Genomic DNA, 16695 nt, shown 5'->3' with positions numbered 1-16695 from the left:
TGACGGCAAATGCGCCGCAAAGCTCAGGCTTGCTGTACGAAGGTGAGGCGTATCGCAAAACCGATCAAAAGACTGCCAAACAGCCATTGCTGAAGGCGCTGGGCGGACGGGCTGCGCTCCAGCCAGCGGCCGATTCTTGCGCCGGCCAATCCATAGCAACTGTCGAATCCCAGGCCGACCGCCACCAGAATCGCCCCCAGCAGCGCAAACTGCGCCGTCACCGATGCGCCATGTGGATCAATGAATTGCGGCAGCAGCACGGAGCAGAACAGCAGCGCCTTGGGGTTGAGCAGGTTGGTCAGCAACCCCCGCTGGAAGGCTTCGCGCCAGGCATGCGCCGGCGCCGTGCTGTGCCCGGCGTTCAGGTTGGGCAGCAGGTTTGAGCGCAGGCACTGCACGCCGATCCACAGCAGATATGCCGCACCGCCCAGGCGCACCACATCGAAGGTCCAGGGTGCGACCTTGAACAGGGTCGCCAGGCCCATCCCCGCCAGCGCCACGTGGCAGGCTCGCGCCAGGCCCAAGCCGCCTGCGGTTGCCAGTGCCATCGCCTTGCCCTGGCGGGCGCCGGTTTGCAGCAGCAGGATCATGTCCGGGCCGGGCAGCAGGTACACCACTGCCAACGCGACTAAAAACAACCAGAGTTCTGCCATGTGCCTGCCCCTTGCGGTAGGTGATTCGTAGGGCAATTTTAGGGGTGAAGGCCGGGGCAGGTGCTTGCGTAGTCAGCCGGAAAAGCGTCTAGTCCTGGCACAATCTGCCACTTTTTTCGGGCGAAACATTTCACTTATGCCAAATCTGAAGCTGGACGCATTTGACCGCAAGATTCTTGAAGCCCTGCAACGGGATGGCCGGCTGAGCAACGTGCAACTGGCGGACGAGATTGGCCTGTCGGCCTCGCCCTGCTTGCGGCGTGTGCGGCTGCTGGAAGAGGCCGGGGTGATTCGTGGTTACCAGGCAAGCCTGGACCGGGATGAAGTCGGGTTGGGGCTGACGGTGTTTGTCGGGGTGAAAGTGGAGCGGCATAACGACGAGCAGGCGGAGGCGTTTCGGTTGGCGGTGACGGCGCTGCCCCAGGTGATTTCGGCGTTTCTGGTGTCGGGGGAGTCGGATTTCCTGCTGCAAGTGGTGGTGCCGGACTTGCGCGGGTATGAACGGTTCCTGACCGGGAGCTTGTTGAAGTTGCCGGGGGTGAGTGATATCCGCAGTAACTTCGCGATTCAGACGGTGAAGACGCCCGGGGCATTGCCGCTGAGTCACCTTCCCGGCTAGATCGTTCCCACGCTCCGCGTGGGAATGCCGCCCTGGACGCTCCGCGTCCGCTTTAAAGTCGTGACGCGGAGCGTCACCGGATGCATTCCCACGCAGAGCGTGGGAGCGATCAGATAAGGACGCTTGTTGTGGCGAGGGAGCTTGCTCCCGCTGGGCTGCGTAGCGGCCCCAAAATCTTGGGAGCGCTGCGCACTCCAGCGGGAGCAAGCTCCCTCGCCACTGGGGTTGTGTGGATTTGGGGAGGGAGGTGGTCGTCAGGTCCACCAGTAGCGCACGAGATGAAAGAAGATCGGCGCGGCAAAACACACCGAATCCAGCCGATCCAGCATCCCGCCGTGCCCTTCGATCATGTGCCCCCAATCTTTCACGCCGCGGTCGCGCTTGATCGCTGACATCACGATCCCGCCCGCAAATCCCAGCAGGTTGATCAACAGTGCAATCAGGAACGACTGCCAGGGATTGAACGGCGTGGTCCACCACAGCGCCGCGCCGATCAGGGATGACAGCAGAATCCCGCCGACAAACCCTTCCACGGTTTTCGATGGCGACAAGTTGGGCGCGATCTTGTGTTTGCCGAACAGCTTCCCGCACACGTACTGCAACACGTCCGACAGTTGCACCACGATCACCAGGTAGGCAATCAGCAGCAGGTTGCGGCCTTCGTAGCCGACGATATCCAGGGTCAGCAGCGCCGGCACGAAGGACACACAGAACACCGCGATCATCAGCCCCCATTGCACCTTCGATGCCCGTTCCAGGAAGTGCGTACTGTCGCCGCCCAGTGACGCGAGGATCGGCAGCAGCAGGAACACGTACACCGGGATGAAGATCGAGAACAGCCCGTACCAGTCGAAGTAGATCAGCAGGTATTGCAGTGGCAGCGCCAGGTAGAAGGCCGCCACCAGCGCCGGGTAATCGCTGCGCCGGGTGGGTGTCAGCGTGAGGAATTCCCGCAGCGCATAGAACGACACGGCGTAAAACAGCAGGATCACCGCGCCGGTGCCGAGCCAGAACGCAATGCCAATCACCACCACCATCACCCACCACGCATTGATGCGGGCGTTGAGGTTGTCGATCACCGCGTTGGGTGTGCCACCGGTGCGCAGTTTGAGGATCAGGCCGATCAGCGAGGCGAGCACGAGGATCGCGCCGATCCCGCCGAACAACATCAGGGTTTGGCTATCCATCTCAGGAATGCTCCGGGGCAAGGGCGAGCAAGGCGTCGCGGGTGCGGGCGAGGAACAGCGCCTTGTCTTCGCCGTCCTCCAGTTGCAGCGGTGCGCCGAAGCTGGTGGTGCACAGCAAGGGCAGCGGCAGCACACGGCCCTTGGGCATGACCCGGTTGAGGTTGGCGATCCACACCGGGATCAATTCGGCTTGTGGATAACTCTTGGCCAGGTGATACAGCCCGCTTTTGAACGGCAACAGGCCGTCTTCCAGGTTGCGCGTGCCCTCGGGAAAGATGATAAGCGAGTCGCCGTTTTCCAGGGCCTGAAGCATCGGCGCCAGAGGGTTATCCACAGGGTCCTTGCGCTCGCGGTCGATCAGCACGCCGTTGAACACCCGGTTGATGATGTAGCGGCGCAGGGCGCTGGTGTTCCAGTAGTCGCTGCCGGCCACCGGGCGGGTGAATTTACGCAGGTTCTGCGGCAACGAGGCCCACAGCAGCACGAAATCGCCGTGGCTGCTGTGGTTGGCGTAGTAGATGCGTTGCACCGGCACCGGCGCGCAGCCAAGCCACAGGCTGCGGGCGCCGGTGACGGTGCGGGCCATGGAGGTAATCAGGGTGGCGACCACGGGTTCGAACATGGGGATTCCTTATCCGGCGAAGGGCAGCCAGGGGCTGGCCAGGATGACGGCCACGGTCAGCAGCACTTGCGCCGCCAGCAGGTAGGCTTGCTTGCGCAACAGTTTCAGGGCGCCGCGACGGCGCTCGGTCCAGGGGCGGCCTGCGCGTTTGGCGGATTGCAGGCCAAGGGTTTGCATGGCCTGGTCGAAGTCGGGCGTGCGGTCGGTGTCGCGGGCGAGCAGGGCGAACAGGTCGGCGTCGAAGGCCACCCGCAGCGCCCAATATTTTTCCAGCAGCCCGAGCACAATCATCCACAGGCTGAGGATCAGGCAGACCGGCGTGATGCTGGCCATCAGCAGTTGAGCGAGGCCGAACAGTACGCCGAGCAAGGTCAGGCCTGTGGATAACTGATCCAGGGAACGGCCCCGCCGCAGCAGGCTGGCGACGACCTGTAATTCCATATCAGCGGGCATGGGCTAAACCCTCCAGGGCTTCACGGTGCGCGGAATGCAGGACCACACGTGGGCGTGCTGTACGAATAATAGCCACCGCCTCGTCGACATTGCCTGCGCGCCCGGTATGTAGCAGCCATGCAGCCACGGCGGTGGCGCTGCGTGAGTAACCGAGGGCGCAGCACACCAGCAAGGGTCCGGCTGAGCGTAGCCGCTCTATCGCTTGGGCGGCTTCCACGCATTGCGCTGCAGTGGGCGCCGTCAGGTCGAGCACTGGCAGACTGTAGTAGGCGCGACCCTGTGGATTAATCGGCAATTCGGCGCACAGATCGACCACCGCCTTGAATGATCCCAGCTCACCGCTGGTGGGAATTCGCCCCAGCCAAACGTTATCCACAACCTGATCGGGCTGTGGATGTCTACGTGTCCACAGGCGGGAATTGATCCAGGCGGCCACCAGATAAGGCGCCAACAACCAGCGCGCCGCCGGAGTGAGTCGTCCGTCGGCGCGTTTCTGAAATCCCGAAACGCCCAGTACCAGGTAATTCGCCTTCATCAAGCCAAGGGATACCGCCGGCCAAAGCAGCCACAACCAGCCGCCGCCAAGGGAAAACGCCAGGATCAAACACACCAGCGACCCGAAGCCATAGCGCAGCCCCAGCCGCCAACGCTGGCGATCCCTGGTCAGCTGGGCATTCAGCAGCGGGCTCGGATGTTCCAGCGGCCACAGCCACACGCACATCCAGCCGGCGAGGGCGCCTGTGGGTAAGTCAATAAAGTGATGTTGATAAGTGGTCAGCACCGAAAGGCCGATCAACGCGAACCAGCCATGCACCAGCCAGCGCCAAAGGCCCTGGCTATGCCGCTGATACATTATCCACAGCACCACCAGCAGCGCGATGTGCAACGACGGCGCCTGGTTGAACGGCTTGTCGAACCCGGCGAGTACCGCAAACAGCCAGCCAAACACGCCGTCCAGCTCCGGTCTTTCGAAGGTGAAACGCAAGGGCCAGATCAGGAAGCAGGTGACGGCAATCACTTGGGCCGTCAGCAGGCGCAAGGCATGTTGTTTCAGTTCATGGCGGGTGCTTGGCAGTAGCAGGGAGAAACCGTAGAGCAGGTCGATCGACCAGTAGGGCACGATGGTCCAGGCCCAGAACGGGATATGGGTTTCCCAGCCGAACACCATCGTGCCCACGTCGCTGCGCTGGCTGGTGACCCACGTGGCAAAGCCGTAGGTGCTGAAAAACAGCGGCGCCAACAGCAGCAGCCACAGCACCGCCGGTTTCAACAGGCCCGGTTCACGCATGGGTCAGACTCGCTGTGCCAGGGACACGCTGAAAATCCCCCACTCATCCACGCGTTGGGTGATCTTGCGGAAACCGGCGGCTGCCACCAGTTGATCCATTTCCGCCTGGCTGCGCCGGCGCATTACCCAGGCCTGGCCCTGGCGGTGGCTGGTGAGGGCGCGGGCTATCAGTTCCAGTTGCGGATGCCACGGTTGGCCGGTGTACACCAGATAACCACCGGGCTCCACGGCTTCGGCCAAGCCCGCGAGCGAGCCACCGACCATCGCGTTATCCGCGAACAGTTCATATAGCCCGGACACCACCGCCAGCGTCGGCTTGGGTTCCAGCGCCGCAAGGTCCGCCCGGTCAAACGCATCGCCTTTGACGAACTGGGCGATATCCCCCAGCCCTTTTTCACGAATCAGCGCGCCACCGTCGCGCACGTTGATATCGCTGTAGTCCCGCAGCAGGATCGATTCCGGCAACGGCGAAACGCCCTGCAAGGCTTCCAGAATGTACCGACCATGCCCGGCGGCGATGTCGACGATGCGCACTTCCCGCTGCTCGTCCCGCAGTTTGGCCATCGCCAGGCGCAGCAGCTCTTCCACGTTCAACTTGCGCTGACGAATACCGCGCCAGCCGATGGAGTTCAGGTAATTGGTGTCGATCATCCGCCCCAGCCCGCCTTTGCCGGTGGGTTTGTTGCGGTACACGTAGTCCAGGGTGCTGCCGGAGTCGAAGCCGGTGTCGAAACCGAGCTTCACGCCATCCGACAGTTTGCTGCCCAGGCCCATGCTGGCGCGGGTCATGCGCCAGTACAGGTCGCGCAGGGAGTTGCGTGGCAACGGCGCGGCGAGGGATTCGGATTCGGCGCAGGTCAGGCCAATCCTGTCGGCATCCAGCAAGGAGGCGCGGTCCAGCGGGTGTTCGAAGTTCTGCAGGATAAAGCGCCGGGCGCTGCTCAAGGCCACGGCGCGGTCACGTTCACCGAGGGTGTCGTGGAAGAAGCCGGGGAGTATGTGCAGCTCTTTCTTCAAGCTGCCGAGGCGGTCGAAAAACTGCTGCTGGGGTTTGCGGTGCACCACAAAGTCCGAGCCGGAGATCAGCAGTTGGGTCGGTACCTGAATTGCCTGGGCATCGGCTACAACCCTGTCGGCCGCTTCGTACAGGCCCAGCAGCACATTCACGGAAATGGCTTTGGTGATCAGCGGATCACTGTCGTAGGACGCCACGCGCTCCGGGTCATGGCTCAGGAACTTGGCCTTGACGTAGCTGTTGACGAAAAAGTTGCCGCGAAACTTGCGCATCAACGCCAGGCCCGGCCGGGCGAAGGGCACGTAGAGTTTGACCTTGAATGCGGGGGAGGCGAGTACCAGCGAGCGAATCTTCGGCGCGTAGTCGTGCACCCAGGTGGCCGCGATCACCGCGCCGACGCTTTGGGCGATCACTGCGAGGTGTTCTTCCTCGATGTTGTAGGCGCTGCGGATATGGTCAACGAAAGTCTGCACGTCCCGCGCACTGGTGGCGAAGCTCGGGCTGTCGCCGCGCGCGCCGGGGGATTGGCCGTGGCCACGGGCGTCCCAGGCGAAGAAGTCGAACTCCGGCAGGTTCAGCTCGTCCACCAGGTGGGCGATACGACCGGAATGCTCGTGGCCGCGATGGAACAGCAAGATCGCCTTGCGCGGCGCAAAGCCCGCGGGTGCGGTGGCGGGCCAATGACGGTAGAAAAGCTCCACCCCGTCATGGGTGCTGAAGGTGTGCTCTTGCTGTTCACGCATCGCAAAATCCTTATGCAGAAGGGGAGGTGTTCGTTTCTTCTTTCAAGCCTTGGCGCACGCGGTTGACCAGGGTGTAGGCCAGCAAGGCGGCGACCAGCCACATCACCGCTTCGACCCAACCGGCACCCAGCCAACCCAGCGCTACGCCGGTGGCCAGCACCCCGAGCACAAATGCCCGATCGCTCTTGCCCATCGGGCCGTCGTAGCGCCGCGAGGCCCCGACCATCGGCCCGAGCACGCCGGCGTATTCGCTGAACACCGCCAGCAGCGTCACCAGCAACACCGGCGCCAGGCTGACCTCGGGGATCAGCGCAAACGGCAGGATCAGTGCGCTGTCGGCGATCACGTCACACAGTTCATTGAGGTAGGCGCCGAGTCGCGACTGCTGGCCGAATTCCCGGGCGAGCATGCCGTCGATGGCATTGAGGGCCATGCGCAGGATCATCCACAGCGGGATCAGCGCAAACAGCCACACATGTTGTGCGAAGCCGGCAATCAGCAATCCCACCAGCAGGGAAACCACCCCGGCCAGCACGGTGATCTGGTTGGCGGTGGTGCCGTTGTCGTAGAGGCGCTGCACCAGCGGGCGCAGCAGGTTCTGAAAACGCGGCTTAAGCTGATAGATCGAAATCATGGGGAGTGACGCTTCCTTGTCCGTAAGCCCGCGAAAAACTCTGGGGAGTGTGCCGATTTATCACCGCTGAAACCAGTGATGGCTCGTGTTTCTGGGGCTTTCGTCACTATCTGTGTGAAACCAAACAAAAATTTCACGCTTCGGGTTATAGAGTAACTAATTGTTTCTGGGTGGGCGTTTGGGGATGCGAGTGGATCTAGACGCTGATGACGTGGCCATCGAAGGGCTGCCGCGTTTTCAGCAGGGGTTGTTTCATGCCCGCCGGTTAAGGCAGGCCGGCATTGGCCTGACGGTGCTGGCGGTCGGCGGCTGGATGCTGGCGCTGTTTGTGGCGCTGTTCGCCCCGCTGTCGATCTGGCCGGTGGTGCTGATCAACTGCGCCTCGGCGTTGCTGGTGCTGGTGGCTGGCTTGCAATCGGCGTGGTGGGTCGCGGATTGGCGGGCCATGGCGCTGGAGGAGCCGGCTGCACGGCTGATCGAACCGCCGCTGCCACAAGAAGAACCTGGCTGGCTAAACCGGCAGTTCGGTCGCGTCGGTAACGGCTTGCTGGTGCAGATTGGCGCACCGGTGTTCTGGCTGTGCGGCTGGTCGTTGCTGGCATTCTTCAGCGTTCTGGAATTCTGGAGCTTGACCTTGCCCGCCGCGGCGCTGGGCCAGGCTGCCAGTGTGGGCGCCGCCATTGCCTTGGCACTGGCGTTCGGCTTGCTGGTGTTTGAACGGCGCATGGCCCAGGAAAGCACCGCCCAATGGCCGGAAGCGGTGCAACTGGCGCAACTGAGCCGGGTGGCGATTATCTGCCTGGTGATCAGTGCGATTTGTCTGCTGTTTGCCGGTGAAGAGTCCGTGTGGCCATTGCGCCTGGCCGTGTTGATCGGCCTGTTGCCGGCCCTGGTGGCGCTGGAGTTTCTACTAAGAGGCCTGCTGTCGCTGTTCAGCCCGCGCCAGGGGCGGCTTGAACCGCGCCTGATGGCGCAAAGTTTTATCGCCGGGATGCTGCGCTGGCCGCCGCAACCGTTGCTCGCCTTGCAGCACGAACTGCACAACCGTTTCGGCATCGACCTGCGGCAGATCTGGGCCTTCACCTATATGCGCCGGGCATTCCTGCCAGTGCTGGTGGTGGTGCTGGCCGTAGGCTGGTTGCTGACCGGCGTGCATGAAGTCGCCCTGCAAAGCCGTGGGATCTATGAACGCTTTGGCAAGCCGGTGGAGGTCTTCGGGCCTGGCCTGCATGCCGGTTTGCCGTGGCCGCTGGGTCGCGTACTGAACGTGGAAAACGGCGTGGTCCATGAGCTGGCCACCAGCGTTGGCGAAGCGGCAAACACCGACGTCGCTCCGGCCGAGGGCCCGGCGCCGCTGATCGCCAACCGCCTGTGGGACGCCAGCCATGTGAATGACAAATCCCAGGTGATCGCCAGCAGCAGCGGCGACAAACAGAGCTTCCAGATCGTCAATATGGACGTGCGCTTTGTGTACCGCATCGGCTTGACCGACCAGGCCGCACTCGCCGCCACCTATAACAGCGCCGATGTGCCCACGCTGATCCGCAGCACCGCCAGCCGCATCCTCGTCCACGAGTTTGCCTCGCGAACCCTTGATGAATTGCTGGGTGAGGAACGCAACAGCCTCGCCGATGAAATTGGCCAGGCGGTGCAAGCGGACCTGAAGAAACTCGACAGCGGCGTGGAAATTCTCGCCACCGTGGTGGAAGCCATTCACCCGCCCTCCGGTGCGGCGAATGCCTACCACGCGGTGCAAGCTGCGCAGATCGGCGCCCAGGCGCTGATTTCCCGGGAGCGCGGCGCTGCCAGTGAGCAGACCAACCAGGCGTTGCTGCAAGCCAGTACCGCCCGCGACCAGGCCCAGGCCACGGCCCATGAGGTCAGCGCCGGCGCCCAAGCGGCGGACCTGCGCTTCAGCGCCGAACAAAAGGCCTATCAACAAGCCGGCCAGGCGTTCGTGCTGGAGCAGTACCTGAGCCAACTGAGCCAAGGCCTGGCCCACGCCAAGTTACTCATTCTTGATCATCGCCTGGGCGCCAGTGGCGCACCGACCATCGATCTGCGTTCCTTTACCTTACCGGCCGACCCTGCGGTGCCGCGTAAAGCCGTTCAATAAGGAGTTCATCTGTTGAGCGCTCATTCTCACGATCACGCAGGCCATGGTCACCACCACGGCCACCATCATCACCATCATGGCGATGAGCACGAAGCCGGCCCGTTCCCCTGGCGGCGTATGGGCTGGGCGGTATTGCTGGTGCTGTTCGCGATCGCCGCGGCGAGCCTGGTGCAGGTGCGTTCCGGTGAAGCCACGGTGATTACTCGCTTCGGCAACCCGTCGCGGGTATTGCTGGAGCCGGGCCTGGGCTGGCGCTGGCCGGCGCCGTTCGAGGCGGCGATTCCGGTGGACCTGCGCCTGCGCACCACCTCCAGCGGTTTGCAGGATGTGGGCACCCGCGATGGCCTGCGGATCATCGTGCAAGCCTACGTGGCCTGGCAGGTGCAGGGCGACCCCGACAATGTGCAGCGCTTTATGCGCGCGGTGCAGAACCAGCCGGATGAAGCGGCGCGGCAGATTCGCACCTTTGTCGGCTCGGCGCTGGAAACCACCGCCGCCAGTTTCGACCTGGCCAACCTGGTGAACACCGATGCCAGCCAGGTGCGCATTGCCGATTTTGAAGCGCAGTTGCGCCAGCAGATTGATCAACAATTGCTCACCACCTATGGCGTGCGTGTGGTGCAGGTGGGCGTTGAACGGCTGACCTTGCCGTCGGTGACCCTCGCCGCCACCGTCGACCGCATGCGTGCCGAGCGCGAGACCATCGCCACGGAACGCACCGCCGTGGGCAAGCGTGAAGCTGCGCAGATTCGTTCGGCCGCCGAGCGTGATGCGCGGATCGTCCAGGCCGACGCCACGGTGAAAGCCGCCGACATCGAAGCGCAATCCCGGGTCGAAGCGGCGCAGATTTATGGCCGTGCCTACGCCGGCAATCCGCAGCTGTATAACCTGCTGCGTTCCCTCGACACCCTTGGCACAGTGGTCACGCCGGGCACCAAGATCATCCTGCGCACCGACGCCGCGCCTTTCCGCGCGCTGGTGGATGGGCCGAAGGATGTCCAGCCATGAGTGAGCGGGAAAGCCTCGACAGCCCGTGGATCCAGGCTGGACGGCTGACGTTCCTGGCGCTGTACGCGGTGACGGTATTGGCCGCGCTGGCGTGGGCGTTTTCCAACGTGCGCCAGATCGACCCGCAGAACCGTGCCGTGGTGTTGCACTTCGGCGCGCTGGACCGGATCCAGAATGCCGGGCTGCTGCTGGCCTGGCCGCGTCCGTTTGAACAAGTGGTGCTGTTGCCCGCCGCGGACCGGGTGATCGAGCGCCGGGTGGAAAACCTGCTGCGTTCCGATGCGGCCACCCAAGCCGATCGCGTGGCCAGTTTTGCCACGCCGCTGAGCGATGCCCTGGCCGGCTCCGGTTACCTGCTGACCGGCGATGCCGGCGTGGTGCAACTGGATGTGCGGGTCTTCTACAAGGTCACCGAGCCCTACGCGTTTGTGTTGCAGGGCGATCACGTGCTGCCGGCGCTGGATCGACTGGTCACTCGCAGCGCCGTGGTGCTGACTGCGGCGCGGGATCTGGACACGATTCTGGTGGCGCGCCCCGAGTTGATCGGCGCCGACAACCAGGCCGCCGAACGCCGCGAACGGCTGCGTGGCGACCTGGTGCGCGGCATCAATCAACGCCTCGCTGACCTGGCGTCCACCGGCCTTGGCCTAGGCATCGAAGTCACCCGGGTCGACGTGCAATCGAGCTTGCCGGGCCCGGCGGTCAATGCCTTCAACGCAGTGCTGACCGCCAGCCAGCAAGCCGACAAGGCGGTGGCCAATGCGCGCACCGACGCCGAAAAGCTTACCCAGACCGCCAACCAGGACGCCGACCGCGCCGTGCAAGTGGCTCACGCCCAGGCCAGCGAACGGCTGTCCAACGCCCAGGCGCAAACCGCTACCGTCGCCAGCCTGGCCCAGGTCCAAGACCCCGGCCTGTTGCTGCGCCTGTACCGCGAACGCCTGCCGAAGATTCTCGGGCAGGCCGGCTCCGTGACCACGGTTGACCCTAAAGACGATTCCCGCCTGATCATTCAGGGAGCCGAACAATGACCGCCCACGCCGCCCCGATGCTCTCATCGGCCGAACAACGCAGCGCCGCCCGGCAACTGACCCTGGCGATGCTCGCCCTGGGCCTCCTCAGCCTGGGCCTGGTATGGCGCTGGCTGGCGCCGGACCAGACCGGCGTGAGCCAATTGCTGCTGGGCGTCGCCTCGTTGCTGGTGGCCGTGCCCGTGATGCGCTCGGCCTGGTACAGCCTGCGGTATCCAAGTTTGCATGGCATCACCGACCAACTGATCGCCCTGGCCATGCTTGGCGCCTGGGCTACCGGTGACCTGCTGACCGCCGCGCTGCTGCCGATCATCATGATCTTCGGCCATGTGCTGGAAGAGCGTAGCGTCATCGGCTCCCAGGAAGCGATTCATGCCCTGGGCAAGCTGACCCGTAGCCACGCACGGTTGGTGCAGGCGGACGGGACGATCCTGGAAGTGGACAACGGCATCCTGAAGACCGGCGATATCGTCGAAGTGCGCGCCGGTGACCGCGTGCCCGCTGACGGCGTGGTGCTGTCGGGCCAGGCCAGCCTGGACACCGCGCCGATTACCGGTGAATCGGTGCCGCTGGAAGCGAGTGTCGGCGTGCAGGTGTTTGGTGGCGCGATCAACCTCGACGGTTTGCTGCGCCTGGAAGTGACCCGCACTGGCAATGAGTCGACGCTGGGTAAAGTCATCGCCCTGATGCAGAGCGCCGAACGTTCGAAGCCGCCGATCACCCGGTTGCTGGAGCGTTACGCCGGCAGCTACATGGTGCTGGTGCTGTTGCTGGCGGCGGTCACCTGGTTTGTCACCAATGACGCCCAGGCGATGCTCGCGGTGCTGGTGGCGGCGTGCCCGTGTGCTTTGGTGTTGTCGGCGCCGGCCACGGCGATTGCGGGCATTGCGGTGGCGGCGCGTCACGGCATTCTGATTCGCAGCTCGGCGTTTCTCGAAGAGCTGGCGGACCTGACGTCGCTGGTGGTCGACAAGACCGGCACCCTGACGTTTGGCACCCTGCGTTTGCAGTCCATCGACACCCGCGAGCCGGATCGGCAAGTGCTGCTCAACCTGGCGGCCAGCCTCGGCTCGGCCAGCAGCCACCCGGTCAGCCGGGCATTGGCGGGGCTGGCGACTCAAGAGCAGATGCTGGTGTTGTCGGATATTCGCGAGCGCCAGGGCCTCGGTGTGGTCGCGCAGACCGGGCAGGGCGAAGCCGCCCTCGGCCGGCCGGAATTGTTTGAGCAACTGGGCATCACGACCACGGCGGTCCCCAATCACGACGGCCCGATTGCCGGGCTTGCGTTGAACGGGCAGTTCCTTGCCTGGCTGTTGCTGGCGGACAGCGTGAAACCTGAAGCGCGCCAAGCGATGAAAGAGCTGCGTGAATTGGGCCTGGGGCGCCAACTGCTGCTGACCGGCGACCGCCAGAGCGTGGCCGATAGCCTGGCGTTGGAAGTGGGCATCAGCGACGTCGAAGCCCAGGCTTTGCCGGAGGACAAACTCAACCGCGTGCTGGGGGAAATCGGCAGCGGTTTCCGGCCGATGGTGGTGGGCGACGGGATCAACGATTCCCTGGCGCTCAAGGCGGGTGTGGTCGGCGTGGCGATGGGCGCGGGCGGGGCGGATATCGCGCTGGCATCGGCGGACGTGGTGCTGATCGGCAGCGACCTGCGGCGCCTGGGCACCTGTGTGCGCTTGAGTCGCCAGTGCCGGCACACGTTGCAGGTTAACGTGATCATCGGCCTGGGCTGGACGCTGGCGATCGTGGTGTTCGCCGCATTTGGCTGGCTGGGCGCGGCGGGAGCGATGATTGCGGCGGTGCTGCACAACCTCAGTACGCTGCTGGTGCTGGGCAATGCGGGGCGTCTGTTGCGGTTCCAGGAGCCGCTATTGAAACTCGAGGAATAAATTTTTCAGTCGCGCTGTAACGCCATGGGGGGACCTCACTCTAGTGCTATGTCGAGACTGAACAATCCGTTCAGACCGGCTCCACTACCGATCATGAGGAATACACAATGAACATCAAATCCGCTGCTGCTGGTGCCGCCCTCGCTATCGCCGCTGCTGGCATGTTTGCCGGTGTTGCCACTCAGGTACAGGCAGCAGACGCACAGGTCCATTGCTATGGCGTCAACGCCTGCAAAGGCCAGAACGACTGCAAAACCAAAGACCACGCCTGCAAAGGCATGGGTTCTTGCAAAGGCCAGGGCTTCCTGTCGATGAGCAAAGCGATGTGCGATCAGAAAGGCGGCAAAGTCGGCGAATAACCGACAACCGAGTGCAACCGCAGCGGGCCCCCCTCCGCTGCGGACACTTTCCCCAGGAGTGTTTTTATGTCCGCTTCCCTTCCGAGTCTGGGTTACGGCCTGGGTTTACGCAGCGAGTACTACCAGCAGATCCTTGAACAATCGCCCGCCGTGGATTGGTTCGAAGTGATCTCCGAGAATTATCTGGTGCAGGGCGGCAAGGCCTTGTACTACCTGGATGCGATAGCCGAGCGTTATCCCCTGGTGATGCATGGCGTGTCCCTGTCTATCGGCGGGCCCCATGCCCTCGATACCGATTACCTGAAACAACTCAAGCAGCTCTCCGAGCGCATCCGGCCGGCGTGGATTTCCGATCACCTGTGCTGGAGCCGTGGCAACGCGCACCAGTTGCATGACTTGCTGCCGCTGCCCTACACCGAAGAAAGCCTGTACCACGTCGCCGCTCGCGTGCGGCAGGTGCAGGATGTGTTGCAGCGCCCGTTCGTGCTGGAAAACGTCTCCAGCTACGTGCGCTCCAAGGCGGATGAGTTTACCGAGTGGGAATTTCTCAACGCCCTGAGCCACCTCACCGGCTGCCAGTTGCTGCTGGACGTGAATAACGTCTACGTCAGCTCGCGCAATCACGGGTTCGACGCCTGGGAATTTATCCGCAACCTGCCGCCCGAAAGCATCCGCCAACTGCACCTGGCCGGGCATATGGATTACGGCGACTACGTGATCGACACCCATGACCATCCGGTATGCGATCCGGTGTGGGCGCTGTACCAGCGGACCCTGGAGCACCTCGGGCCAGTCTCGACCTTGCTCGAACGCGATGACCATTTCCCGCCTTTCCAGGAGCTGCTCGACGAGTTGAACAAGGCCCGCGAACTGGGCGCGAGCGCGCTGGACAGGAGAGCGTTATGCGCCTGATCGATTGGCAATTGGCCTTTGAGCGGCATTTGCTGGCCGAATCTTCCACTGCCAGCAACAGCTTCAGCGCCACCTTGATCGGCGGCCCGACCCTGGATGTCGAGACGGGCCTGGCGATTTACCACAACGCCTATCACGCCCGATTGCAGGAAGTGCTGCGCGATGACTTCAGCGCCGTCTGGTATTGGCTGGGGGACGAGGAGTTTGCAGCGTTGGGTTCGGCCTATATCTGCCGTTATCCCTCGGCCCATTACAGCCTGCGCTGGTTTGGCGAGCGGTTCCCCGGGTTTATCGTTGAGCATTATGGCGAGCAAGGTTTGGCGCCTGCCGAGCTGGCGCGGCTCGAATGGGCATTCACCCTGGCCTTTGATGCACCGCAGGGCGAGCCGTTGGCCCTGCAAGACATGGCAACGCTGCCGCCCGAAGACTGGCCAGGGCTGCAGGTGCAGTTCGTGCCCTCGGTGCAGCAGGTGCTGTGTGATTTCAACAGCCTGGGCATCTGGCGTGCGAGCAAGGGCGAGTGGGACTTTCCCGGCAGCGAAGCCCTGCCATTGGCGCAGGTGTGCCTGGTCTGGCGCCATCAGAATGTCTGCCAATACCGCAGCGTTGAACCGGCGCAAGCCAGCGCGCTGACAGGCATGGTCGCCAACGGTTGGAGTTTTTCCGAACTGTGTGCCGAGTTGGCAGTCACTTACCAGGAGGGCGCGCCATTGCAAGCGGTTACCTGGCTGAAACAGTGGGTCCAGGAGGGTTTGCTCCAGCGGCGGGCACCATAGAAAGGCGCTATTGTTTCGATAGCCTGCTAATTTTTCCGTGGATGGTCTACCCTCATTTCAGACGTCTGAAACAAGGGGGGACTACTCATGCTCGCGCAACTTCCACCGGCCTTACAGAATCTCAAGCTACCGCTGCGTCTTCGACTCTGGGACGGCCATGAGTTCAACCTGGGCCCGGATCCCAGCGTCACCATTGTGGTCAAGGACCCCATGATGGTTTCAAAGCTCAGCCATCCGACGCTCGACTCACTGGGCGAAGCTTTCGTCGAGGGCAAACTGGAGCTGGAAGGCTCCATTTCCGAAGTGATCAGGGTCGTTGACGAGTTGAGTCATGCCCTGGTTGATGACGACGAGGGGAGTCGTCCGGTGCGCTCGATCCACGACAAGGCCACCGACGCAGCTGCTATTTCCTACCATTACGACCTGTCCAACGAGTTCTACCAGCTGTGGCTGGACCGCGACATGGCCTATTCCTGCGGGTATTTCGAAACCGGCAGCGAATCCCTTGATCAAGCCCAACAAGACAAATTCCGCCACCTGTGCCGCAAATTGCGGCTGCAGCCGGGGGAGTATTTGCTCGACGTGGGCTGCGGTTGGGGTGGGCTGGCGCGGTATGCCGCGCGGGAATTCGGGGTCAAGGTGTTCGGTATCACCCTGAGCAAGGAACAGCTGGCGCTGGCCCAGGAGCGGGTGAAGGCCGAAGGCCTGGAAGACCAGGTAGAGCTGACGCTGCTCGACTACCGCGACTTGCCCCAGGATGGCCGGTTCGACAAGGTGGTGAGCGTGGGGATGTTTGAACACGTTGGCCACGCCAACCTGGCTGAGTACTGCAAGATTCTCTACGGCGCGGTGCGTGAGGGCGGCCTGGTGATGAACCACGGGATTACCGCCAAGCACATTGATGGCCGGCCCGTAGGCCGTGGCGCCGGGGATTTTATCGAGCGTTATGTGTTCCCCAACGGCGAGTTGCCGCATCTGTCGATGATGACCGCCGAGATCAGCGACGTGGGCCTGGAAGTAGTCGACGTCGAAAGCCTGCGCCTGCATTACGCGCGCACGCTGGATCACTGGAGCGAGCGCCTCGAAGACAACCTGGAAGCGGCGGGCAAGATGGTGCCGGAGCAAGCCTTGCGCATTTGGCGCCTGTACCTGGCCGGCTGTGCGTATGCGTTTGCCCGGGGCTGGATCAACCTGCATCAGATTCTGGCGGTGAAACCCCATGCCGATGGTAGCCATGAGCTGCCGTGGACGCGGGATGACCTGTACCAGTAAGCAATGTTACCGGTGATCTGAATGTGGGAGCGGGCTTGTGTGGGAGCGGGCTTGCTCGCGAAGGCGTTGTATCAGAAACACATTCAGTGACTGACACTCCGCTTTCGCGAGCAAG

The 16695-nt window shown here is 63.2% G+C and carries 16 protein-coding genes; 9 read left to right on the top strand and 7 right to left on the bottom strand.

What is annotated here, in order from left to right; translation table 11 throughout:
- Positions 1-23 precede the first annotated feature (23 nt).
- Positions 24-653, bottom strand: a complete 630-nt coding sequence (locus V6607_RS32695; RefSeq protein ID WP_134327568.1) for a LysE family translocator — start codon at positions 651-653, stop codon at positions 24-26.
- A 145-nt stretch (positions 654-798) separates the two neighbouring features.
- Here V6607_RS32695 and V6607_RS32690 point away from each other — a divergent pair, with 145 nt between their 5' ends.
- The gene (locus V6607_RS32690) at positions 799-1272 is read left to right on the top strand and encodes an Lrp/AsnC family transcriptional regulator (protein WP_032899927.1); all 474 of its coding nucleotides are present in this window, start codon (positions 799-801) and stop codon (positions 1270-1272) included.
- A 254-nt stretch (positions 1273-1526) separates the two neighbouring features.
- Here V6607_RS32690 and V6607_RS32685 read toward each other — a convergent pair whose 3' ends face one another.
- The 6 genes from V6607_RS32685 to V6607_RS32660 are packed head-to-tail and all read right to left on the bottom strand — an operon-like array spanning position 1527 to position 7214.
- Positions 1527-2459, bottom strand: a complete 933-nt coding sequence (locus V6607_RS32685) for a phosphatidate cytidylyltransferase (RefSeq protein WP_134327567.1) — start codon at positions 2457-2459, stop codon at positions 1527-1529.
- A gap of 1 nt (position 2460) precedes the next feature.
- Complete coding sequence (locus V6607_RS32680; protein WP_003213522.1) at positions 2461-3081, bottom strand: lysophospholipid acyltransferase family protein; 621 nt, start codon at positions 3079-3081, stop codon at positions 2461-2463.
- Between the two features lie 9 nt (positions 3082-3090).
- Positions 3091-3534 (bottom strand): hypothetical protein, encoded by a 444-nt coding sequence (locus V6607_RS32675; RefSeq protein WP_003213520.1) that lies wholly within the window; start codon positions 3532-3534, stop codon positions 3091-3093.
- A complete protein-coding gene (locus V6607_RS32670) occupies positions 3524-4822 on the bottom strand; it encodes a phosphatase PAP2/dual specificity phosphatase family protein (RefSeq protein ID WP_134327566.1) in 1299 nt (432 codons plus the stop codon). Before V6607_RS32670 ends, V6607_RS32675 begins: the two co-directional genes overlap by 11 nt.
- A 3-nt stretch (positions 4823-4825) precedes the next feature.
- The gene (locus V6607_RS32665) at positions 4826-6580 is read right to left on the bottom strand and encodes a bifunctional alpha/beta hydrolase/class I SAM-dependent methyltransferase (protein ID WP_134327565.1); all 1755 of its coding nucleotides are present in this window, start codon (positions 6578-6580) and stop codon (positions 4826-4828) included.
- A gap of 10 nt (positions 6581-6590) precedes the next feature.
- Positions 6591-7214 (bottom strand): CDP-alcohol phosphatidyltransferase family protein, encoded by a 624-nt coding sequence (locus V6607_RS32660; protein WP_003213515.1) that lies wholly within the window; start codon positions 7212-7214, stop codon positions 6591-6593.
- Positions 7215-7398: 184 nt separating this feature from the next.
- On the opposite strand from V6607_RS32660, the gene V6607_RS32655 reads away from it, so the two are divergent.
- From V6607_RS32655 to cfaB, 8 genes are all read left to right on the top strand, one after another.
- Positions 7399-9330, top strand: coding sequence for a protease modulator HflK (locus tag V6607_RS32655; RefSeq protein ID WP_134327564.1), 1932 nt, complete (start codon positions 7399-7401; stop codon positions 9328-9330).
- 9 nt (positions 9331-9339) lie between these two features.
- Positions 9340-10338: a protease modulator HflC gene (locus tag V6607_RS32650; protein WP_166742208.1), complete on the top strand. Its 999-nt coding sequence runs from the start codon at positions 9340-9342 to the stop codon at positions 10336-10338.
- Complete coding sequence (locus tag V6607_RS32645) at positions 10335-11369, top strand: protease modulator HflK (protein ID WP_003213508.1); 1035 nt, start codon at positions 10335-10337, stop codon at positions 11367-11369. Before V6607_RS32650 ends, V6607_RS32645 begins: the two co-directional genes overlap by 4 nt.
- On the top strand, positions 11366-13261 hold the full coding sequence (locus V6607_RS32640) for a cation-translocating P-type ATPase (RefSeq protein WP_008439522.1): 1896 nt from the start codon (positions 11366-11368) through the stop codon (positions 13259-13261). The genes V6607_RS32645 and V6607_RS32640 overlap by 4 nt, the downstream gene beginning before the upstream one ends.
- A 107-nt stretch (positions 13262-13368) precedes the next feature.
- Positions 13369-13620, top strand: coding sequence for a hypothetical protein (locus V6607_RS32635; RefSeq protein ID WP_003213503.1), 252 nt, complete (start codon positions 13369-13371; stop codon positions 13618-13620).
- Between the two features lie 66 nt (positions 13621-13686).
- A complete protein-coding gene (locus V6607_RS32630) occupies positions 13687-14532 on the top strand; it encodes a DUF692 domain-containing protein (RefSeq protein ID WP_087694584.1) in 846 nt (281 codons plus the stop codon).
- Entirely contained in the window at positions 14523-15308 is a 786-nt protein-coding gene (locus V6607_RS32625; RefSeq protein WP_102370194.1) for a DNA-binding domain-containing protein, read from the top strand. The genes V6607_RS32630 and V6607_RS32625 overlap by 10 nt, the downstream gene beginning before the upstream one ends.
- A gap of 87 nt (positions 15309-15395) precedes the next feature.
- Positions 15396-16580: a C17 cyclopropane fatty acid synthase CfaB gene (gene cfaB / locus V6607_RS32620; RefSeq protein WP_008439517.1), complete on the top strand. Its 1185-nt coding sequence runs from the start codon at positions 15396-15398 to the stop codon at positions 16578-16580.
- Positions 16581-16695: the final 115 nt, after the last annotated feature.

This window comes from Pseudomonas sp. KK18 (genome assembly GCF_037094675.1).
GTDB lineage: Bacteria > Pseudomonadota > Gammaproteobacteria > Pseudomonadales > Pseudomonadaceae > Aquipseudomonas.
Note: the sequence above shows the minus strand (reverse complement) of the source record. Positions and strands in the feature narration are given on the sequence as shown.